Source organism: Mesorhizobium sp. P2_D1, from assembly GCF_056404455.1.
Map to the genome: position 1 here is coordinate 425,359 of NZ_JBFUDZ010000001.1, position 22,075 is coordinate 447,433.

The 22,075-nt window shown below is 61.7% G+C and carries 18 protein-coding genes and 2 pseudogenes; 14 read left to right on the forward strand and 6 right to left on the reverse strand.

Features of this window, described 5'->3' with window-relative positions; all coding sequences use genetic code 11:
- Window position 1: 1 nt before the first annotated feature.
- From AC1D0I_RS02135 to AC1D0I_RS02160, 6 genes are all read left to right on the forward strand, one after another.
- Window positions 2-1,486, forward strand: coding sequence for a pyridoxal phosphate-dependent decarboxylase family protein (locus AC1D0I_RS02135; RefSeq protein ID WP_477224875.1), 1,485 nt, complete (start codon window positions 2-4; stop codon window positions 1,484-1,486).
- A gap of 49 nt (window positions 1,487-1,535) precedes the next feature.
- Window positions 1,536-1,892 carry a hypothetical protein gene (locus tag AC1D0I_RS02140; RefSeq protein WP_477224876.1) on the forward strand — a complete coding sequence of 119 codons (357 nt, stop codon included), beginning with the start codon at window positions 1,536-1,538 and terminating at the stop codon, window positions 1,890-1,892.
- A gap of 115 nt (window positions 1,893-2,007) precedes the next feature.
- Window positions 2,008-2,379, forward strand: coding sequence for a hypothetical protein (locus AC1D0I_RS02145; RefSeq protein WP_095083724.1), 372 nt, complete (start codon window positions 2,008-2,010; stop codon window positions 2,377-2,379).
- Between the two features lie 169 nt (window positions 2,380-2,548).
- A complete protein-coding gene (locus AC1D0I_RS02150) occupies window positions 2,549-3,175 on the forward strand; it encodes a CDGSH iron-sulfur domain-containing protein (protein ID WP_477392770.1) in 627 nt (208 codons plus the stop codon).
- Window positions 3,176-3,439: 264 nt separating this feature from the next.
- Entirely contained in the window at window positions 3,440-5,482 is a 2,043-nt protein-coding gene (locus tag AC1D0I_RS02155; RefSeq protein WP_477392772.1) for a hydantoinase/oxoprolinase N-terminal domain-containing protein, read from the forward strand.
- A gap of 230 nt (window positions 5,483-5,712) precedes the next feature.
- Window positions 5,713-7,884 carry a malate synthase G gene (locus tag AC1D0I_RS02160; protein ID WP_477392773.1) on the forward strand — a complete coding sequence of 724 codons (2,172 nt, stop codon included), beginning with the start codon at window positions 5,713-5,715 and terminating at the stop codon, window positions 7,882-7,884.
- Between the two features lie 66 nt (window positions 7,885-7,950).
- On the opposite strand, the pseudogene AC1D0I_RS02165 reads toward AC1D0I_RS02160, so the two are convergent.
- Window positions 7,951-9,261: pseudogene (locus AC1D0I_RS02165) on the reverse strand (YifB family Mg chelatase-like AAA ATPase); the annotation flags it as partial.
- Window positions 9,262-9,433: 172 nt separating this feature from the next.
- Between AC1D0I_RS02165 and AC1D0I_RS02170 the strand changes: the two are divergent.
- Window positions 9,434-10,708, forward strand: a complete 1,275-nt coding sequence (locus tag AC1D0I_RS02170; protein WP_477392775.1) for a tyrosine-type recombinase/integrase — start codon at window positions 9,434-9,436, stop codon at window positions 10,706-10,708.
- Here the strand turns inward: AC1D0I_RS02170 and AC1D0I_RS02175 are convergent.
- Window positions 10,705-11,193: an Arc family DNA-binding protein gene (locus AC1D0I_RS02175; protein ID WP_477224881.1), complete on the reverse strand. Its 489-nt coding sequence runs from the start codon at window positions 11,191-11,193 to the stop codon at window positions 10,705-10,707. The genes AC1D0I_RS02170 and AC1D0I_RS02175 overlap by 4 nt on opposite strands.
- 170 nt (window positions 11,194-11,363) lie before the next feature.
- Between AC1D0I_RS02175 and AC1D0I_RS02180 the strand changes: the two genes are divergently transcribed.
- The 6 genes from AC1D0I_RS02180 (at window position 11,364) to AC1D0I_RS02205 (ending at window position 17,136) form a co-directional block, all read left to right on the forward strand.
- Window positions 11,364-11,561, forward strand: a complete 198-nt coding sequence (locus AC1D0I_RS02180; RefSeq protein WP_477224882.1) for a hypothetical protein — start codon at window positions 11,364-11,366, stop codon at window positions 11,559-11,561.
- A complete protein-coding gene (locus tag AC1D0I_RS02185) occupies window positions 11,561-11,809 on the forward strand; it encodes a PC4/YdbC family ssDNA-binding protein (RefSeq protein WP_477224883.1) in 249 nt (82 codons plus the stop codon). The genes AC1D0I_RS02180 and AC1D0I_RS02185 overlap by 1 nt, the downstream gene beginning before the upstream one ends.
- Window positions 11,810-12,135: 326 nt before the next feature.
- Entirely contained in the window at window positions 12,136-12,930 is a 795-nt protein-coding gene (locus AC1D0I_RS02190; RefSeq protein WP_477392777.1) for a hypothetical protein, read from the forward strand.
- A complete protein-coding gene (locus tag AC1D0I_RS02195) occupies window positions 12,927-13,103 on the forward strand; it encodes a hypothetical protein (RefSeq protein ID WP_477224885.1) in 177 nt (58 codons plus the stop codon). The genes AC1D0I_RS02190 and AC1D0I_RS02195 overlap by 4 nt, the downstream gene beginning before the upstream one ends.
- A gap of 1,639 nt (window positions 13,104-14,742) precedes the next feature.
- On the forward strand, window positions 14,743-16,125 hold the full coding sequence (locus tag AC1D0I_RS02200; RefSeq protein ID WP_184874267.1) for an adenylate/guanylate cyclase domain-containing protein: 1,383 nt from the start codon (window positions 14,743-14,745) through the stop codon (window positions 16,123-16,125).
- A 444-nt stretch (window positions 16,126-16,569) separates the two neighbouring features.
- On the forward strand, window positions 16,570-17,136 hold the full coding sequence (locus AC1D0I_RS02205) for a recombinase family protein (RefSeq protein ID WP_477224886.1): 567 nt from the start codon (window positions 16,570-16,572) through the stop codon (window positions 17,134-17,136).
- Window positions 17,137-17,148: 12 nt separating this feature from the next.
- On the opposite strand, the pseudogene AC1D0I_RS02210 reads toward AC1D0I_RS02205, so the two are convergent.
- The 4 genes and pseudogenes from AC1D0I_RS02210 to AC1D0I_RS02225 form a co-directional block, all read right to left on the reverse strand.
- Window positions 17,149-17,373, reverse strand: a pseudogene (locus AC1D0I_RS02210) (transposase zinc-binding domain-containing protein); the annotation flags it as partial.
- 36 nt (window positions 17,374-17,409) lie between these two features.
- Window positions 17,410-18,090, reverse strand: coding sequence for a hypothetical protein (locus tag AC1D0I_RS02215; protein ID WP_477224887.1), 681 nt, complete (start codon window positions 18,088-18,090; stop codon window positions 17,410-17,412).
- 99 nt (window positions 18,091-18,189) lie between these two features.
- The gene (locus tag AC1D0I_RS02220) at window positions 18,190-19,395 is read right to left on the reverse strand and encodes an acyltransferase family protein (protein ID WP_477305679.1); all 1,206 of its coding nucleotides are present in this window, start codon (window positions 19,393-19,395) and stop codon (window positions 18,190-18,192) included.
- A gap of 157 nt (window positions 19,396-19,552) precedes the next feature.
- Window positions 19,553-19,897: an excalibur calcium-binding domain-containing protein gene (locus AC1D0I_RS02225; protein WP_477305710.1), complete on the reverse strand. Its 345-nt coding sequence runs from the start codon at window positions 19,895-19,897 to the stop codon at window positions 19,553-19,555.
- 202 nt (window positions 19,898-20,099) lie between these two features.
- Between AC1D0I_RS02225 and AC1D0I_RS02230 the strand changes: the two genes are divergently transcribed.
- Window positions 20,100-21,485 carry an adenylate/guanylate cyclase domain-containing protein gene (locus AC1D0I_RS02230; protein ID WP_245446118.1) on the forward strand — a complete coding sequence of 462 codons (1,386 nt, stop codon included), beginning with the start codon at window positions 20,100-20,102 and terminating at the stop codon, window positions 21,483-21,485.
- Window positions 21,486-22,075 lie beyond the last annotated feature (590 nt).

Genomic DNA, 22,075 nt, shown 5'->3' on the forward strand with positions numbered 1-22,075 from the left:
CATGGACATGGCGCAAGAAACCCTTGGCGTGACCGAGGAAACGCTTGACCCCCGGGACTGGGCCGATGTGCAGGCCCTGTCGCACCAGGTCATCGACGATGCGGTCGATTACCTGCGCGACGTGCGCGACCGCCCGGTATGGCGGGAGATGCCGGCGGATGTGAGAGATGTCTTCGCGGCACCCCTGCCGCGATCGCCGTCGCCCCTTGCCGCTGTCTATGACGAGGTCTCCCGGACCGTGATGTCCTATCCGATGGGCAACATCCATCCGCGCTTCTGGTCCTGGTACATGGGGTCGAGCAATTTTGCTGGCGCGCTCGGCGATTTTTTGGCGGCAATCCAGGGTTCCAATCTCGGCGGCGGCAACCACGCCGCCGGGCTGATGGACAGCCAGGTGGTCAACTGGTGCAAGCAGATGCTGGGTTTTCCGGCTTCCGCCGGCGGCACGCTGGTCAGCGGCGGCTCGATGGCCAACATCATCGGGCTGACCGTGGCGCGCAACGTCAAGGCCGGCATCGACGTGCGCGAGCATGGCGTTGCCGCCATCGAGAAGCCGTTGCGCTTCTACGGCTCGGACCAGATCCACTCCTGCCACCGCAAGGCGATGGAAGCGCTCGGCCTCGGCAACCGGGCGCTGCGCCGCATCCCGACCGATGCCGGCCTGCGCATGGATATCGCTGCCTTGCGCGCAGCGATCGCCGAGGACCGCGCGGCCGGATTCAAGCCGGCCTGCGTCATCGGCACGGCCGGCACGGTCAACACCGGGGCGATCGATGATCTGCGGGCGCTAGCCAAACTGGCGCATGAGGAAGACCTCTGGTTCCATGTCGACGGCTGCATCGGCGCGCTGATCGCCATTGCACCCGAAAATGCCCATCGCGTCGCCGGCATCGAATGGGCCGATTCGGTCGCGCTCGATCCGCACAAATGGCTGCACGCGCCATTCGAGGTCGGCTGCGCCCTGGTCAGGGACGCCGTCGCACATCGCAAGACCTTCGCGGTGACGCCGGAATACCTGGAATCGACCCCGCGCGGTCTCGCCTCCGGCGAATGGCTGCACGACTACGGCCTGCAGACGTCGCGCGGTTTTCGCGCGCTCAAGGTGTGGATGGCGCTGAAGGAGCATGGAGCCGACAAGTTCGGACGCCTGATCGACCAGAACATAGCGCAGGCGGGTTACCTCGCCGGGCTGATCGAGGCCGAGCCGGAGCTGGAGTTGGCAGCATTGCCGACCATCAACATCGTCTGCTTCCGCTATCAGCCGGGGCTCGCCGGTGAGGCGCCGAAGGCGCTCAACACCGAAATCATGCTGCGGCTGCAGGAAGAGGGCATTGCAGCACTCTCCGACACCACCGTACATGGCCAGCACTGGCTGCGGGTGGCGATCACCAACCACCGCACCCGGCGCGAGGATCTCGACCTTCTGGTGCGTCAAGTGACGAGGCTGGGGCGGCAGATCGCGGCGGAGCACCCTGCGTCTTTCTAGTTCCCGGCAGGCATGCGATTCTGGCGCCATGATTCGGGAGATCGAGACCGTGACGCTGTTTCGCATGGCTGCATTTGCTGCTTTGGTCTTCACCACCTCGGCCGAGGCTGCCGAGATGGCCTTTTTCGTCAAGAACCTGCGCAAGGAAGCGGTTGCGGTCGAGCTGTTTAGCCGCGACCGCGAAACGGTCTGGCCGGGCAGCGATCAGGTATTCCTGATCGACCCCGCCTCGCAAAAATCGGTGCCGCTCTCCTGCAATCAGGGCGAACACATCTGCTACGGCGCCTGGGTTAACGGCAACGACAGCATCTCCGCCGGCGTCGGTCCGGACAACGACCAGCCCTGCGACACCTGCTGCTTCATCTGCGTGGAACACACGACCGAGACGATCGATCTGGTACCTTAGTTCCGATATCCCCAAAATCAGTCCGGAATTGTTGCAATCGTCCCTTTAGCGGCCGCGCACGGCGTGCCATGGTCGCCCCGCGGCCGGGTAGGCCGTGTCTTTCCAGGGGGTTACCATGTTTCATGCCTATGCGCGCCGCACGCTGGCCGCGCTGTCTCTCGTCATGCTGGTCGTGCCGTCGGCACATGCCGGTGACGTTACCTTTGCCATCAAGAACAGCCATCCCAATGCCATGCGCCTCGAGCTTTACAGCCAGGACCGCGACTATGTCTGGCCGGGCAACAACCAGGATTTCTACCTCAATGACGGTGAGACCAAGTCCTTGCCCATATCCTGCAACGAAGGGGAATCGATCTGTTACGGCGCCTGGGTCGACGGCGACGAAGAGACCTATTGGGGCGTCGGCCCCGGCAACAAGGAAAAATGCGAGGACTGCTGCTATACCTGCAGCGGCGGCGAGACCGAGGAAATCGATCTGGTCCCCTGACCGGTTTGCCAGCTTGACGGTTTTCCTGCTGGAGCCGTAGAGCAATTCCAGGAAAAGTGTGAAGCGGTTCCGACGGGAATTGCGTTAAAACATTGCCTGCACAAATACCCAAAGCGCGCCGCGTCTGTCCGTCTGGATGCGACGCGCTTCAGGCAACAGGAGCGTAGCCATGGCTGGTATGGTCGAAAGCGACAAGATCGACGTAGGGTTCTCCGGCAAGCGCTGCATTCATTCGCGCAACTGCGTGCTCGGCGATCCGCATGTTTTCGTGCCCAACGCGCCGGGGCAGTGGATCCATCCCGAGGCGGCCAGCGTCGAGAAGATCGTCGCTATCGCCGAAAGCTGCCCCTCTGGCGCCATCACCTACATCAGGAAGGACGGCGGCCCGCAGGAACAGCCGCCGGTGGTCAACACTGTGCGCTTGCGGGAAAACGGTCCGCTGGCCGTGCATGCCGAGATCGTGCTCGACGGCGAGACGTTCTATCGCGCCACGCTCTGCCGCTGCGGCGCTTCGGAAAACAAGCCGTTCTGCGACGGCAGCCACAACAAATCAGGTTTCACCGCCACCGGCGAGTCGCCGCTGAAGGACACGCCGGCGCTGGAAAAGCGCGACGGTCCGCTCAAGGTCACTCCGACGAAAAACGGCCCGCTCAAGCTCGAGGGCAATATGGAGATCGTCACCGGCACCGGCCACACCGTCGACCGCACGACAGTCGCGTTCCTGTGCCGCTGCGGCCACTCGGCCAACAAGCCGTTTTGCGATGGTACACACAAGAAGGTTGGGTTTGTGGGCTAAGGTGTCGATATTCAGGTGAGGCCGGCCTGCAAACGACGGTTTCCTGCGGTGCTCACGTACGAAAAGTACGCTCCGCTCCGGTTCTCGGAAGCTAGCATTTTCGGCTCGGCCTGACCTGAATCTCGAAACCTTGGCGGAACTGCCAATCCCCCTTGTCGGGGGAGATCGAACTCCACCGTGGCCCAGCGCTCGCGTCTTTATCGGCCGCTCCGTATCGGCTAAGGGCAGGGAAACAAAATTTACCCAGCCGGACCACCATAAGAAATGACCGCCAAGACCAAGCCAAAGCCGCTGTTCCTCGGGATCGACACCGGCGGCACCTACACCGACGCCGTGCTGTGGTCTGAAACGGAAGGTAAGCAAGAGGGGCCGAACAAGGGCAAGGTGCTGGCCAAGGCCAAGGCGCTGACCACGCGGCATGACCTGGCAGTCGGCATTTCCGGCGCGGTCGATGCGGTGCTGCAGAAGGCCGGCACCGATCCGACCGCGATCAAGCTGGTCTCGATGTCGACGACCCTTGCCACCAACGCGCTGGTCGAGGGCCAGGGCGGCCGCGTGGCGTTGGTGATGATCGGCTTTTCGGAGGCCGACCTCGCCCGTGACGGGCTGAAGGCTGCACTCGGCACGGACCCGGTGGTGTTCTGCCCCGGCGGCCACGACGTGCATGGCAATGCGGCCAAGCTCGACCTGTCGGGGCTCGAGGCAGCGCTGCCGGAACTCGGCGTGTCGGTCTCCGGCTTTGCCGTTTGCGCTTATTTCGCCACCCGCAATCCGGCGCACGAGATCGCCACCCGCGAGCTGATCCGCGAAAAGACCGGCCTGCCGGTCACATCAAGCCACGAGCTGTCGGCCAAGCTCGGCGGCCCGCGCCGGGCGCTGACGACGCTGCTAAACGCCCGGCTGATCTCGATGATCGACCGGCTGGTGGCGGCAACCGAAGGCTTTCTGGAACAACGCAACATCGCCGCACCCCTGATGGTGGTGCGCGGCGACGGTGCGCTGGTGTCGGCGGCGTTTGCCCGCCAGCGGCCGATCGAGACCATCCTGTCCGGCCCCGCCGCCAGCCTGGTCGGCGCCCGCCACATGACCGGGCTCGACAATGCCATGGTCTCCGACATCGGCGGCACCACCACCGATGTCGCCGTGCTCGACAAGGGCCGGCCGCGGCTCGACCCGGAAGGCGCCACCGTCGGCGGCTTCCGCACCATGGTCGAGGCCGTCGCCATGCGCACCTTCGGCCTCGGCGGCGATTCCGAAGTGGCGCTGGAGGATGGCGCGCTCAACCCGAAAATCCTGCTCGGGCCCCGCCGCCTGGTGCCCTTGGCGCTGGCGGGGATGGCCCATGGCGCCGCCGTCACCGCGGAACTCGAACGGCAATTGCGGGCGCCCAATCCCGGCCGCATGGACGGCCGCTTTGCGGTGCGCACCGGTGTGCCGGACCGGCTTGCCGCCGGACTGACCGGCGCCGAAGCGCGGCTCTACGAGGCGATTGGGGCCGTCCCGCTTGCCGTCGACAGGCTTTTGACGTCCAACGCGCAGAATGCGACCTTGAACCGGCTGGTGTCGCGCGGGCTGGTGCATGTCGCCGGCTTCACGCCGTCGGACGCCGCCCATGTGCTGGGCAAGCAGGCGAACTGGGATCCGGCCGCCGCTCGCCTTGGCGCAGAACTGTTCGCGCGCAAGCGCGACGGCCGTGGCCAGCCCATCGCCGCATCGCCGGAGGTGATCTCGGAGCGCGTGCTGGTAACGCTGACGCGCTGGTCGGCGGAATACATCCTCGAAACCGCCTTTGCCGAGGACGGTCTCGATGGCGCGTCGACGGTGGCGCATGCGCTGGTGCAGCGCGCCGTCGATTCTCACCCCGGCATTGCCCGGCTGAGCGTCGCGCTCGACCGCCCGGTCATCGGCCTCGGCGCTTCAGCGCCGCTGCACTATGCCGGCCTGCCGCCGCTGATCGGCAATGAGTGCGTGGTGCCGGAGGACACCGACGTCGCCAACGCACTCGGCGCCGTCGTCGGCCAGGTCAGGGTTTCGGCCGAAGCGCGGGTGAGCCAGCCGAAGGAAGGGCTGTTTCGACTTGCCTCGGGTGAAACCGTGCGCGATTTCCTCGATGAAGCGGCGGCGATCGCGGCAGCCGAAGCCGATGTCCGCACCATCGTCGCCCAGCGCGCCAGGGATGCCGGCACCGACACTGCCGAGATCGAGGTCGCGACCGAATTCCGCGTCTCGACCGTCGAAGCCCAGCGCATGTTCATCGAGGCGCATGTCGTGGCGGTGGCCTCGGGAAGGCCAAGGATTGCGGTGTAGATTCAGGTCAGGCCGGCCTGCAAATGGCGGCTTCCCGCACTTCCGGTGCTCACGTACCCAAAAGTACGCTCCGCTCCGGTTCTCGGAAACCACCGTTTTCGACTCGGCCTGACCTGAATCGCGCACGCTGTATGAAGCGATGTAAATGCCCGACCTTCACCCTAAGCTGAATTGACCCGGCAAACCTGACATGCCAAAGGCCCGCAAAGCCTTTCATCTGGAGAAGCCTGATGACCGATCGCATCGAGATCGCCGGATTGCGGATTGCCCGCGAGCTGCATGATTTTGTGGCTTGCGAGGTGCTGCCCGGCACCGGCATCGAAGCGGCCGACTTCTGGAACGGCTTCTCGGTCATTGTCCATGACCTGGCGCCGAAAAACCGGGCGCTGCTGGCAAAACGCGACGCCATGCAGGAGAAGCTCGACAGCTGGTATCGCGACCATGGCGCGCCCATCGACATGGAGGCCTACAAGACCTTCCTGAAGGAGATCGGCTATCTCGTCCCCGAGGGGCCGGCCTTCAGCGTGTCGACCGAAAATGTCGATCCGGAAATCGCAGTCGTTGCCGGCCCGCAGCTGGTCGTGCCGGTGATGAATGCCCGCTACGCGCTCAACGCCGCCAATGCGCGCTGGGGTTCGCTCTACGATGCGCTCTACGGCACCGACGCCATTCCCGAGATCGGCGGTGCAGAGAAGGGCAAGGGCTTCAATCCGACGCGCGGCGCCAAGGTCGTTGCCTGGGCTAAGGACTTCCTCGACCAGTCGGTGCCGCTCACCTCGGGCAAATGGGCGGGCGTCAACGGCCTTTCGTTTATCAACGGCATGCTGCGGCTGGGCGAGGGTGCCGGTGTCACGACACTCGCCAATACCAAGCAATTCGCCGGCTATCGCGGCGACGCCGCCAACCCTGAAGCCGTGCTCCTGGTCAAGAACGGCCTGCACATCGAGATCGTGATCGACCGCAACAACCAGATCGGCAGGACAGATCCGGCGGGGATCGCCGATGTCATCCTGGAATCGGCATTGACCACCATCCAGGACTGCGAGGATTCGGTCGCGGCGGTGGATGCTGAGGACAAGGTCGTCGTCTATCGCAACTGGCTCGGCCTGATGAAGGGCGATCTGGCCGAAGAAATCACCAAGGGCGGCAAGAGTTTTGTCCGCAAGCTCAACCCCGACCGCGCCTACACCGCGCCCGCCGGCGGCACGCTGACCGTGCCCGGCCGCTCGCTGATGCTGGTCAGGAATGTCGGCCACCTGATGACCAATCCGGCGATCCTGGATCGCGACGGCAACGAGGTGCCGGAAGGCATCATGGATGCGGCAATGACGGCGCTGATCGCGCTGCACGATGTCGCGCCAAACGGTCGCCGCGCCAACTCCCGCGCCGGCTCGATGTATGTCGTGAAGCCCAAGATGCACGGGCCGGAGGAAGTCGCCTTCGCCGTCGAGATATTCGACCGCGTCGAAGCCCTGCTCGGCATGGCGAAGAACACCATCAAGATGGGCATCATGGACGAGGAGCGGCGCACCACCGTCAACCTCAAGGAGGCGATCCGCGCCGCCAGGGAACGTGTGGTGTTCATCAACACCGGCTTCCTCGACCGCACCGGCGACGAGATCCACACCTCGATGGAAGCCGGCCCGATGATCCGCAAGGGCGACATGAAGCAGGCCGCCTGGATTTCCGCCTACGAGGCCTGGAATGTCGACACCGGGCTCGAATGCGGGCTGGCCCGCCACGCACAGATCGGCAAGGGCATGTGGGCGATGCCGGATTTGATGGCGGCGATGCTGGAACAGAAGATCGCCCACCCCAAGGCCGGCGCCAACACCGCCTGGGTGCCGTCGCCGACGGCGGCGACACTGCATGCAACACACTACCACAAGGTCGATGTCCACGCCGTGCAGGCGGCGCTGAAGAATCGGCCCAAGGCCAAGCTCGACGATATCCTGTCCGTGCCGGTGGCGGTGCGCCCGAACTGGACCCCCGACGAGATCCAGCGTGAGCTCGACAACAACGCGCAGGGCATCCTGGGCTATGTCGTGCGCTGGATCGACCAGGGCGTCGGCTGTTCGAAAGTCCCCGACATCAACGATGTCGGCCTGATGGAGGACCGCGCCACGCTGCGCATTTCCTCGCAGCACATCGCCAACTGGCTGCACCACGACGTCTGCTCGCGCATCCAGGTGATGGATTCCCTGCGGCGCATGGCGGCCATCGTCGACCTGCAGAATGTCGGCGACCCGCTCTATCAGCCTATGGCGGCCGACTTCGACAACTCCATCGCCTTCCAGGCCGCCTGCGACCTGGTCTTCAAGGGCCGCATCCAGCCCAACGGCTACACCGAGCCGGTGCTGCACGCGCGGCGGCTGGAGCTGAGGGCACGCGCCTCGGCCTGAGCCGAAGTTTCATCAGAGCCAAGGGCAAGGTGCCGCCGCTTGCGTTTCCAGCCCTTGGAGGGGGCGTCACGCCGCCTGCGCCACGCGCTCCGAACTCATGCGGTAGGAAATCGCCTCGGCCAGATGGATGCGGCCGACCGTTTCGCTGGCGTCGAGATCGGCCAGTGTGCGCGCCACTTTCAGCACGCGATGATAGGCCCGCGCCGAAAAGGCGAGCTTTTCGCTCGCGTCCTTGAGCAGCGACAGGCCGGCGGCATCCGGCATGGCGACCTCCTCGATGACCGCCGGCGCGCAATGCGCGTTGGTGGTGGCGCTGACGCCGAGCCGTTCGAAACGTTCGCGCTGGATGGTGCGAGCCCGTGCCACGCGCAGCGCCACGGAAGCACTCTTCTCCGCCCGGTCGGGCCGGATCAGGTCGCTGGCCGAGACCGCCGGTACCTCGATCCTGAGATCGATGCGGTCGAGCAGCGGGCCCGAGATGCGCGCCTGGTAATCGGTGCGGCAGCGCTCGCCGCGCAGGCAGCGATAGCCCGGCTCGCCCGCCATGCCGCAGCGGCACGGGTTCATCGCCGCGACCAGCTGGATGCGCGCCGGATAGGTGACGCGATGGTTGGCGCGCGCGATCATGCAGTCGCCGGTCTCCAGCGGCTGGCGCAGCGCGTCGAGCGTCTGCGGCGTGAATTCGGGAAACTCGTCGAGGAACAGCACGCCGTGATGGGCGAGCGACACTTCGCCCGGCCGGGCGCGGATGCCGCCCCCGACCATCGCCGCCATCGAGGCCGAATGGTGCGGCGCGCGGAACGGCCGCCGGTCGGTCAGCTTGCCTTCGCCGAGTTCTCCCGCCACCGAGGCGATCATCGAGACTTCCAGCAATTCCTTCGGCGCCAGCGGCGGCAGGATCGACGGCAGCCGCTGCGCCAGCATCGACTTGCCCGATCCCGGCGGCCCGATCATCAAAAGGTTGTGCCCACCGGCCGCCGCCACTTCCAGCGCCCGCTTGGCGGTCTCCTGGCCCTTGATGTCGGCAAGGTCTGGCAGGTCGCGCGCCGAGGCGTGGATGCCGGCTTCGGGGCGCGACAGCACCTGCGTGCCGCGGAAATGATTGGCGATCGCAATCAGGCTGCGTGGTGCCAGAATGTCGAAATCCTTGCCGGCCCAGGCCGCTTCCGGCCCGCAGGCGAACGGGCAGATCAGGCCCTTGCCTTCCGCGTTGGCGCCAATTGCCGCCGGCAAGGCGCCGGCGACGGCGGCAATCGTACCGTCGAGCGACAATTCGCCAAGCACGACATAGCCGGCCAGCATGTCGCCCGGAATGGCGCCCAGTGCCGCCATCAGGCCAAGCGCGATCGGCAGATCGTAATGGCTGCCCTCCTTGGGCCGCCGGATGGCATGTGCCTATGATGGCGGATGTTTTCTTGAACAGGCCAAAGTCATGTGATGCAATGCATCTGGTGTTTCGCAAGCTTTCCAAATAGGGCGGCGGTTTGCTCTTGTTTCCACGCTCGCGGTGAGCATATGGTGAGCCGACCCTTTCAAGGATGGCTCTCCAATGCCAAAACTCACCAAGGCTGTCGTCGACGGTGCCGAACTCCGGGATAAGCAATACACCATCTGGTGTTCGGAACTTAAGGGCTTCGGTGCCTACATCCATCCAACTGGCAGCCGGACCTACTTCGTCGACTACCGATCCGGCGACGGTGTGCGGCGGCGAATGACGATCGGTCGACATGGAGCCATCACCGCGGAACAGGCGCGCAAGCTGGCGATCGAGACGATGGGGGGCGTAGTGCTTCAGAAGGGCGATCCGCTGCTCGAGCGCAAGACCCGTCGGAAATCTCTAACCGTTGCCCAGCTCTGCGACCAGTACCTGAAGGCGGCGGACAAGGGCGCGATCCTCGGCCGGAGCCGACGCCCCAAGAAGGCATCGACGATTGAAATCGATAGGGGCAGAATCGAGCGCCACATCAAGCCACTGCTCGGCACGAAACTTGTGATCGACGTCACCCGCGCCGACATCGTGAAGTTCGTTCGGGACGTCACGATTGGCAAAACAGCCCGGCGCGATCGGTCCGGCAAGAATGGGAACCGCGTCCTAGTCACTGGTGGTGCCGGCACCGCCGCGCGCACGACAGGCTTTCTCGGCGGTATCCTTACCTATGCCGTCGGCGAAGGCATCATCGCAACGAATCCAGTCCAGGGGGTTCCCCTGCCCGCTGACAACGTTCGCGACCGGCGCCTGACTGCCGATGAATACCGCGCCATCGGCGATGCTCTCACCGGCGAGGCGGCAGATCTCGACACGCCTCAGGCAAAGGCTGGCGCCTGGCTGCTCGCGCTCACAGGCTGCCGGCTGGGTGAAATATCGACGCTCAGATGGGATGAGGTAGACGAGGCCGCCGGTTGCTTCCGGCTGAAGGACAGCAAGAGCGGGCCTTCCGTGCGCCCCGTTGGCCGCGAAGCATTCGACGTGCTGCGCAGGGCCATCCGCGTTTCCGGCAATCCCTACGTCCTCCCTGCCTTGCGCAAGACAGGCCACTACAACGGCCTGGCGGGTGCGTGGGTTAGGTTTATGGAGAGGGCCGAGCTGGTCGGTGTCACGCCGCACACCATGCGCCACTCCTATGCATCCGTCGGCGGGGATCTTGGATTTGCCGATAGCACCATCGCGGCCATGCTCGGGCACGCCGGCGGGACCGTGACCAGCAAGTACGTGCACAGGCTCGATACTGTTCTGATGGCGGCGGCCAATAAAATTTGCGGCGACGTCTACCGGCAGATGACTGGGAAGACCGCGGACCTGATCGAGATGCCGCGACGGGCTTAGTCCTTTTTCGGCAGATCGTTTGAAATCGAATCGTCGTCAGGGGTGGGCCCTTCAATCGGCCCTCGATAGCTTGGCTCCGGCCAGTTGCTATCGTCAAAGCGGTTCTCATGCAGATCGGACTGGTTTTCGGCTTCCTCTTCTTGCCACCGTTCCCACCGTTCTGACACCGCCCTTCTGAAATCTGTCGGCGCTGGGATTTTCTTATCCTCAATCTCGGCGATGGCGTCGTGAATCTCGTCAACAAGACGATCGATGCCTGCGGCCTTGTCGTCGTCACCCTTTAGAATCGCCACCATCTGGACAAGGTCGTCGATCTTTTGCTCCAGCGTTATGGGAGCGGGGAAGTATTGCTCCAGGCACCAGACCACTGCTTCGTTCATCGACATTCCGGCGCGATCGGCCTTGGCCTTGATTCGGTCGCGCATGCCTTCTGGAAGGCGGACGAGGAATTGATCTTGGTCCCTCACCAACGTTTTTTTGGCCACTTCGTCTATCCCCACACCATGCTATCACGCGTGCGATACAATTCGCTTGACTTAACCACCCCTGTCTCCAATATACCACTAATCGCACGCGTGATAGTATGATTTTGGAGATGGCCTCAATGACTGCTAGTGATCGCCCGCGCCTCCGCCGATCAGAGGTTCCGGCCTACATGCTAGAGAAGCACGGCATCCCCGTCGCGCTCGCAACACTGAACAAGCTCGCCACGATCGGCGGCGGTCCGAAAATGCAGTACGCGGGGCGCATTCCGCTCTACACGCCGCAGGCGCTGGACGCCTGGGCCGCGTCTCGGCTTTCTAAGCCGGTCGGGTCCACGTCGGAAAGGCCGGCAGAAAAGGCGGTGGCCTGATGGGCACTTACACCGCATCTCAATCCGATCTCGTCGCCGTCGTACCGAAGAATGGGAAACTGGAGATTCGCATCTCGCTCGACACGTTCAGTGACTACCATCTGTGCAACGACCGCGAATTTTACAAAGCCGGCGACGGCACCATGCGCCCCGGCAAGGGCATCGCCTTCGAGGTCGATAAGCTCGAGGCTTTTGGGCGTCGCCATGGCGCTATTGATGGCCGAAAAGAGTGGGCTCGGGAAAAATGAGCGACGCGGCGTCGACCCGCGACCTCCTAGCGCGCCGGTTCGTTTATGAAATAGTCGGCGCGGCGATCAAAGACGGCGCGACCTATGCCCAGATGAGTGGTGATCGTCGAAAGCTCACAGATGGCCGTCCTGGAGGTGTTGAAACTCCATTACGAGCTGACGCCACAGGTCGCCACTGGTCTCCTTGGAAGGCAGCCTAAATCGCGCGATCGAGCGCTTTGCAGGCGGTCGGGCAGCTAAGCCATGAGCGTCCCGCAGTCCTGTAACCGCCTTGGCAGAGTTTTTTCAGGGGCGCTGCGCCAGAATTGCGGCGAGGAACCACACACATGAGCATTGATACTGACCCAGGCGCGCGCAGCATGAACGACGACAAGGCAGCAAACGCGTCCAAGGCGAGCTTCAAGCTAAGTCTGATCGAGACGGTCGCGGCCGATCCGAAGATGCAGCCGAGCGACCTGTCGTTGATGGTTGCCTATCTCGCCTTCCTGACGTGGCCGACGCGAACGACATACCTGACCATCTCAGCCGCGAGGGCACGGACTGGCCTTTCCGAACGCCAGATATCAACCTGTCGCGGCAGGCTACTAGGACGAGGTTATCTGATCGACACGGAGACGAAGACGCGTTCCTCGCAAGTTTTTCGCGTAGAGAATCCGAGGGCCGACGAGATCCTCGATCATGTCTCTTATACGGTCGAACACCTCAAGGAGCAGATGGCTCTTCGACAGGCTGACAGGCGCAGCCTGGCTCGTTCTGTCCCCGCAGAAATTGCAGAGACAGATGGACCGATGTCACACGCACCTAGCGAGTGTGACGTCCCCGCAGCCATTGCTGGCAATATCCCCCCATATACCCCTCAGGATATGTCTATGAAGGAGGAAGAACCTGAAGAACCTCTCATGGTTAGCACTGTCCCTCCCAATGGATATGCATCAGCCAAAGGCGATGACCTGCACATTCCCTTCCCGGCGCCGTCCAGCGAGCAGGAACTGGCGGCGGCCTTCTTGACACTGTTCGCGGACTGCCAGCTTGGACCGCTCGCGATGACGCGAATGCGCAAGTTGCTCGAGACCGGAAGGCTGACCCCCGCAATCGTGCAAGGCCAACGGAGCGCGGCATGAAAAAGCGCAAGAACGATACGACGCAACTCGACCTGCTCGCATGGGCAGCAGCCCGGCCGACCGCGAAGGTGATATCGGCGATCCCCGGCATCGCCAAGCGGATGTGGCGCGAGCGCCATATGGCGCAGCCGAACAATCCGCCGCATGTCGTGCCGCTTCGGAGGCGGGCATGACCTGGCATAGAAACAACCGGCAGGGCGGGCCGCGGGATGACCGAAGCGAGCGAGGGATTATCCGGCTATTTCGCGGCCATTGGGCCGCTGGATGCACAAATATGTATGTACGTGCACAAAGCTGTACCGACTGAATGGTGCATCCAGAGCAGAGGGAGGGCGCGATACCCCGTGGCCCGGTGCTGTTCCAGTAGCGGATCGCGCGACCGGATGCATTGGGACCAAAAGGATGTCAAAGCCTATCACCTTCCTAGAAAGGCTCGAACGCATTCCTGCCGAGTCCGCTTCCGGCCCGCAATAGCTTGGATTCAAATTGAAATGAGGTCTGCAATCCCTTCTGCAATCCTTCTGCTGGAATGAAGGGCTCTTCGATCGCTACCTCGGTCGGCTGGCTACCTGAAGAAGGCACTGCAGACCAGATAGCCTGAGCGCAGACGCGGGATTCGTTCTGGAACGAGCTGCGCCATCGATATCCTAGGGGTCTCGTTGTCAGAGTTCCTTATGCCCCTGCGTTGTAAGAGTTGCTCAGATACGCACACTATTTCGGGAAAATCGGAGGTATCAATGGGCGGCGCAGGATCAGGGAATCGGTGGCGAAACGGAGCTCGCAAGAAGTGCGAGGACCTGCTGTATCTTCGCATCTCGGACTTGCGCAAGAGCAGGTTGCTGGCGCCCGGGCGCCGAGGGGAGTTGACCTGGAATGTCGGCGGCCGTCCTTCCGGTTCGATCGGGATTTTCGTGGAGGAAGGCAGCCTGGAGTTGACCTATCATCGTCGAGGACCGGCCCAGGAGTGGCGGCACGTGCACGAGGTCATCGCGCTTGATTCCACGGAACAACATTTCGGCGGTGAGCGGCGCTGGTTCATTTGCCCGTCCTGCAATCGTAGATGCGCAGTTCTTTACGACGGTAACGGCTTTCGCTGCCGTGTGTGTTTGGATCTCAGTTATCGCTCCCAGAGCGAAGATCCTCGCTTTCGATGTCTCTCTAAGGCACGGAAATTGCGGCAACGCCTTGGAGGAACCGCAAGCGTCCCGCTACGACTTGCGGACAAGCCTCGAGGAATGCATTGGCGGACATATAACAGGCTCTACGAAAAGGCAGTAGCACAGGAGCAGGCGACACTGCGCGCTTTTGCTGGGGCGGCGGACAGGCTGCTCGCCGTCAGTCGTTAGAGGCCGCAGGACAAGCGCCCGCCGGCAATTTATTCGTCGTAGGTGCTGTGGCTGCTTTGCGCCCTATGTCGGTCGTTGAGGTCAGCTTTGCCACCGCCTGAAAAGCAGACATTGCCGGCGACCCCGCTGGAGGTCGCGGTTGCGCCATTGACGAAAGTTCGACGATTAGAGCGAGATGGTCTGCTTCGCGCGCTGATAGTTGGCGTACATCGTTGCTGCCTGGTTGTCGCATCTCGACGAAGCCGGTTTCTGCTCTGCAGCGTCACCACCACGATCCGCGCCGTGATGAACCCTCGTTGTCCGCTCGGCAAGCGGTCGCTGCCGATGCAAGCGGTCTTGTGGTCCGGTCCCCGCAACGAAACCATTTCGGCTTCGTTGGTACTCGAATTTTGCACGATTCTATTGCCTGAGCCGTTTGGTGCTACACTGACAAGCCAGTTAACGCGACGGACCTGTGTTCGGTGATATGACCAAAGTAACCGCTTTACCCGACAGAGTGGATTTCGACGTGGCCGCGGATGAGACCTTGCTCGAGGCGGCTCTCAGATCGGGCGTGCCGTTCGCCCATGCATGCGGCGGCAGGGCGAAATGCTCGACATGCCGCGTTTGGGTTCTCGACGGCATTGAGGCTTGCCCGGACCGGAATCCGGACGAAACCCTGATGGCGAACCGGTTGAGATTGGCCGATGAGGTTCGGCTGGCCTGTCAGCTCAGGCCGGAAGGCGAGCTTCGCGTCCGACGCCTGGTGCTAGACGAAACCGACATGATGATCACTAGCCAGCTGGGCACTTCTGCCGCGACGCGTTGCGGCGAAGCAAGGCATGTTGCGGTCTTCTTCAGTGATATTGTCGATTTCACCGCGCTGTCGGAGCGGCTTTCCCCCTACGACGTGATGTATCTGCTCAATCGTTACTTCGCCCAAGTCGGCGACGTCATCGAGCAGAATGGCGGTTTCATTGACAAACTGATCGGCGATGGGCTCATGGCAATATTCGGTATCGACGACCAGCCAGACGCCCCGCTCCGCGCCGTGAACGCCGCACTTCAGACCCTCGCCACGGTCGATCGTCTGAAGCCTTTCTTTGCCTCGATGTATGGCATCGATTTCGATATTCGTATCGGCCTCAACTATGGCGAAGCCGTCATCGGCACATTGGGTTTCGCCGGACACGAACGTCTGACGGCCATCGGCGACGTTGTAAATCTGGCCAGCCGGGTCGAGGCCGCCAATAAAGATGCCGGTACGCGATTGCTAATATCCGAGGCCCTCCGCGATCAGATCGCCGACAAGGTGGAAATCGGCGACTTCGTCAGGGTACGCCTTCGCGGTACCGCCGAGCGCACAAGCCTGTTTGAAATAGTCAGGCTGAAGCCCGAAATTGACGCCGAACTGAATTCCAAGGGGCTTCGCGAAACCATCCGTCACGGCGGCAGGAGGTGGGTTCGCGCTTTTGCCGAAGACGAGCTTCGGCCCTACGAACGTCGGATTCTCGATTTTGAAGATTACGATATCGTCGTCGTTCGCGGATCCGACAACTATTGCGCCTTCAACAATGCTTGCCCGCATCTTCATCTGCCGCTCTACGAACGCCGAAGTTCCACTGAGGCCGAAAAGCTGAAGCTCCCACACACGGAGAGCACGATCACCGCAGATCTTGGCCTGGTCTGCCGCTGGCATCAGAGTTGTTTCGACCTGTCCACCGGCGAAATCAGGGGGTGGGCGCAGCTGCAGCAGGATGGTACTGCGCCGGGCTATGAATTCGCCGGTGACATTTCGAAAAACCGCGCAAAACTGATCGTATACCCCTGCCGAAAGCAGGACGGCTTTGTGTGGATCGGGCTCGAGTGAAGCGACGTTCCGATATTTCAGTTTTCCGTCGCGATCCCATGTCGCCTTTTCTCACATTCTAGGACTTCCTGATCGTGAGACTGAACGGCAGCATCGGGTCAGGTCACGACAATGGTCACGGCGACCGTAATGTCCGGCCCTGAAGATTTGCCGCCTGAAGCAGCCGGTCCGCAAACGGCCCCAAAGAAGTCATGGCTGCACAGCCTCAAATGCCGTCGTTCAGTGCAATCCTACGATGATCCTGAGCCGGCCGCTCGTTTTATGGGTACGGCGGCGTAGGCGGGACGCCCTGCGCAATCCTACGATCCATTGACATGCTGTCCACATGGGCAGGGTCTACCGGACGACCTCCAACAAGCCCTAGCGGCGTCCAATAAGGTTCTTATTGACTTTTGGACGTATCTGACTCAAAAGCTCAGAGGCTATTGGACATTGGAGAGTAGGATGCAGGTCGGCTACGCACGAACTTCAACAGAAGAGCAGGTAGCGGGACTGGAGGCCCAGATACGTGACCTCAAAGCCGCCGGTTGCGAAGAAGTCTTTTCGGAGCAAGTCTCAGCCCTGGGGGATCGACAGGAGCTCGATCGTACGCTCAAATTTCTGCGCAAGGGCGATACGCTGGTGGTGACCAAGATCGATCGCTTGGCGCGGAATACGCGGACCCTTGGTGATATTGTCGATGGCCTGCATGGACGTGGTGTAGGTCTGAAGGTCTTACAGTTCGGCAAGGAGACGCTGGACACGACCGGAGCATACGGTCGGCTGATGCTGAACATGTTCGCCGCTTTCGCAGAGTTCGAGCGGGGCCTGATGAGAGAGCGACAGAAGGAAGGCATCGCGAAGGCGAAGGCAGATAAGAAATACAAAGGGCGGAAGCCTACGGCGCGAGCAAAGGCCGGTGAAGCAGTCGTCTTGTACCAGCAACAGAAATCCGTATCAGAGATCGCCGCGTCCCTCGGCATCGGTCGGGGGTCAGTGTACCGAGCGCTTACGGCTGCTGGCCTCAGGTAGCCCACGGTGTGCAAAGTAGCCGACCGGCAGCAGGTCGGCCTCGCGCTCGGCAAGCCATGTCCGCGCCGTGGCACCCTGGCACCTCGGACAGTGCCGGTTGCGGCAGGAGTTGTAGGCGATGCGCCACTGGCCGCAGTCCTCGCAGGCCTCCACGTGACCGCCAAGGGCCGCAGTGCGACAGTGCTTGATCGCCGACATGAGCTTGAGCTGCTGCAGCGTCAGATGCGCTGTATGGGCGGCCCGGTAGGCGGAACTCTATGACCAGAGCACCCGTCACGTGCAGGTCGTCAAAGACCCCTGCTTAATCAGCTTTGGCCACTCTGGGCCGAGCGTTGTCCTCGCATCAACAGCATTGGCGCCAAGAGGGTCGCTCGCCTTGAACATCTTGATGGCAAAGGCTTGGGAGTGGTGACCTGAGTAGATTGTTGGCCCCGGCTGATAGGTGGTCGTCGCGTTTAGCATTCCGCCGTTGATAGTGCCCATTGTCGTGGCCGTCCCCGGCATCTGCGTAGTCGTGACAGTGTTCTGAGCCGCAGCATCGTAGATGATGTATTTGTCGAACCCTGCCTTGATCGTCTCAATGGCGGCTTCTCTGACGGCGACCCTCTCGGCGCCCACGCCACCACAGACAGGCGCAGCTCTGGCCGTTACGATGGCGGTATTACCTGAAGTCTGAACAACGCTGGTCCCTGCACACCCGGAAATGATGAGCGCAATACAAAGTGCACACGCGGCTTTCACTAACTTTGCCCCCTTACCCAACACCCCCGTTACGCTTGTTGTGCCAGAAAATGAAGATGGCGCGATGTACAGGTTGCCCTTTTGATCCTTTTTGAGTGTTCGCCCTTGGAGCGCTTCTGAAAATATCGCAAAGATCGGGCCCGCTGAAAACAGCGGCGTAACAGCGATAGGTCCGGTTGTTAAGGGCAGAAAACGGGGCCCTAGCGCCCTCATGTGTCGCTGAAACGATCCGCCGGCTTGCGCAGTTCCATTAGGTGCTTGCCTTCTGAACGGCCTCACTGCGAAAAGGGGTTGTTAGAAAACATCCCTTCTCTACTGGCCGGGCACCAGCTGTGTTGCTACGCGGGAATTTCGCATACCCATCAATATCTTACGAAATCTCACCTCCACGCCAGCCCACATCACATATGACAAGACATAGACCAGCGGCACGATCAGGAGGACAGACCATGGTTTCCCGATCCTCTGGACCAGGCCGTGCGTGACGGCTATTCGCAAAATCAGATCATGCAGCATGTAGGTTGAAAAGCTGATCTCGCCGAGACGAACCAGCGGAGGCCATGAAAGAGCTTTGCTAATTTTGCCGGCCTCCCGCGCAAAAACGAAAATGGCTGCGGCGAAGAAAAACATCCCTCCCGACTGGCTGAGCCATGGGATAAGACACTGGCTGAAAACGGCGAAGATCAGAACACTTACGAGGCTTCCCACTTCGAAAACTGTGCCCTTCACATTCGCGGCGCGGCCAGTGACATAGAGTCTGCCAGCAAACACGCCAGTTGCGAATTCCAATACTCTTGACAATGGAAACTGGAATGCGAACGAAATTGGGTTGAAGGTCCACGGGCTCGTTGGCCCAGGAAGTCGCAATGCGGCCAGAGCGCCGACTATCAAGACGGTGACTGCCGCAAGCGCGAAGTACCAGGAACCAAACCGCCGAGTGAGCAACAGTGCGGGAAACAGCGCATAAAACGCCATCTCGGCAGATATGCTCCACGATGCGGCGTTGAACGAGAAAACGACGCCTTGGTATGGCACCCATGCTTGAAGCAGCGAGATATTGATAGCGCCTATAATTCCGCTCCATACGCTGAAAAAAGAGGGCGTCAGGAAAACTGCGGCCGCCACAAAGGTCACGGCATGAACCGGCCAAATCCGCGCGAACCTGGCGAAGTAGAAGTCGCCGATTTCATCCCACCGCAGGTCACGGTAGGCGTACGTCAGCACGAACCCGGACAGAACGAAGAAAAACGAAACGCCGAGCGCAAGTTGAGGATGGTTTATCCCAAAGATATGTACCTGCGCATGGTATACAAAAATCGAAGCCGCAGCAAAAAATCGCAATGATGTCAGTGCGGCGATCTGCGAGAATTTCATGATTCCGCCCCAGAAGAAGAACTCCCTGTAGCCGAGAAATCTCGGTTCTTCAAATCCCAACATCAAAAGGAAAACAGTTATGGACCGCAATTTTGCGCGGGCGCTTGCGCTCGTCTTGAAATCAGAAGGTGGCTGGAGCGACAACACGGCCCGCCGGCGGCGCCACCATGAAGGGTGTCACGCTTGCCAACTTCCGCCGCTACGTGAAGGCGGGCGACGACGGCATCCCAATAAAATCGGCGATAAACGGTCGCGATCTGATCATCCCGGATCTTCCGCAGATCGGCCTTGCTGGCGGCATTCAGCACAGACTTTCACACGGTCTTCCGTCCTTGTCGCGGTCGAGCTTGCCGCCCCAGGGGCAATTGACCAGATACCAGTTTGCCTCATCGCACGAACTAATTTGCGAGCAGGTTCGCCGCGGCTGGCATGAGTAGCTTTGCGCTACCTGCCGGCGGCTGATGATGCCGAGCGGTTGTTTCGCTATCTGCCTCGCACCGTCAGCGTGCTCAGCCCGCCAATCCCAAGGCGCCTGAAACGTTCCGGCCCATAGACCGACCTTTGCCGCTGCGGCTTTCGCCTGCTGCCCTGCATAGGCGCCACGGCTGTAGCGGGGCCAGTCGAGCGCCTGGCCGTGATCGACCATCCAGGCGGCTACGCTGGCGCCGTCAGCGCGCCTGCAGTCGCCGACAAAGCGGCCGTAGCGATCCCAACTGATGAACGTGCATTGGATCGGCCTCGAGGCGGCCAAGAACGTGTCACCGCATGCAGATTGCTAAGGTTAGGAACTTGGCCACGTGCTACCATTGGTGGCCTGATTGTGGCGTCCGAAGCAGGCTCAACGGTGCTTGATCGCATATCTCCAGTCCACGGTTGAGATTGGCTTCGTTTCCGGGATTCGAACCGCCATGGCTCCACGCACCCAGTACGCGAAGTGCGGCAATCTATCGATCGCCTATCAGGTCCTTGGTGACGGGCCAATCGATCTTGTCTATGCGCAAGGTTGGGTCTCCCATTTGGAGTATGCATGGGAAAGTCCCGACTATGCGCGGTTCTTCAGGCGTCTCGCCAATTTCTCGCGCTTGATCAGGTTCGATCGTCGGGGCATGGGTCTATCCGATCGAGATGTCGGGCCCGCGACGCTCGAAGAGCGAGTGGATGATATCCGGGCGGTCATGGATGCTGCCGGGTCGGAACGGGCAGCCCTCCTTGGCGTGTCCGAGGGGGGCTACATGGCGGCAATGTTCGCCGCAACTCATCCCGAACGTACAGCCGCGCTTATTCTCTGCGGGAGCTATGCTCGGCAAAGCTGGGCGCCTGACTATCCGTGGGGCATAACGCTAGAGGATCGTGACGCGTGGAACACGCTCATGGAAGAGAATTGGGGTGAGCCTTTTGAGCTCGACCAGGCTGCGCCGAGCATGGCAAAGGATGAGGCGGCGCGCTCATGGTTCGGCGCCTATCTTCGCTATTCCGCAAGTCCGGGTGCAGTTCGAGCGCTCAACGATCTGAGTTTTGAAGTCGATATACGCGGTGTTTTGCCGAGTGTTCAGGTGCCTACTCTAGTGCTGCATCGCAGCGGAGACCGCTGGCATTCTGTCCCCGAAGCCCAATATCTTGCCGATCATATTCCAGGCGCCAAGTTGGTCGTGCTTCCCGGCGACGATCACTTACCGTGGTGGGGTGACCAGGAACGACTGGTAGGTGAAGTGCAGGAGTTCCTGACTGGAACCCGAAATAGTCCGCCCTCCGAGCGGGTCCTCCTGACCGTGCTCGTGACCGATATTGTTGGATCAACCGAAAAGCTCGCGGCAATCGGAGACCTCAAATGGAAGGAGACTCTGCAAGCGCATGACGGTGTCGTGCGACGAGAGCTGAAGAACTTCGGTGGCCAGGAAGTCAACCGCACGGGCGATGGCTTCGTTTTGGCTTTCACCGGGCCTACCCGGGCTATCCAGTGCGCGCGGGCAATCATACAGGAACTGTCGCGTCTCGGCCTCACCATGCGCGCTGGACTGCATACCGGTGAATGCGAGCGGCGCGAGACCGATCTGAGTGGGCTCGCGGTGCATGTTGCGTCACGCATCTGCAGCAATGCGTCGCCGGGCAGTATCCTGGTGTCCAATACGGTCAAAGACCTGGTTGTCGGCTCGGGGATCGGGTTCATTGACCAAGGCATGTACTCGTTAAAGGGGGTGCCTGGCGAATGGTCGCTTTTCGCCGTCGTTGAATAAGCCGCAGACTTCCGAGACGCGGTTGGTGGCTACGGTTAGTCACTATGCACCATCCAATCTCGATCTCTGCTCGTACCTAGAAGGTCTGGCCAAGGCGTCATTTCGTGACTTGGTGATCGGGCTGGGGGCGACGATCCAAAAAAAGGGACGGCCGCCAGTATAACTGGCGGCCGTTTGATTCCCCACGTTAACCGAATGGCCCCTCCCGGGCTTACCCGCGTGGGTGCACAGGAACCTCCCACGCCCTCCGCTCAGCGCAACGCCGAGGGCGCTGCGCTCGGGCGCGGGTCCCTCCTATGCACTACCCGGATAAGCCCAAACCTGGGCACCCAGAGGGGTCGCGATTGGACGCGAAATGGAGTGCGCCCCTCGGAGCGGACAGGATCAAGCGGCAGTTTTGACCATCTTCCGGGCGTGTTGGTCTTCGAACTGTTGCGGGCTGAGATAGCCGAGCGCTGAGTGCAATTGGCGGGTGTTGTAAACCTCATCAATGAAGCGGGGAAGGTCCTCTGCTGAAGGACTCGCACGCATGTTCGATCAAGCTGCTGAGTAACGCTGGTCGGAGGACCTACGAGAGGAGCTCGGGCATC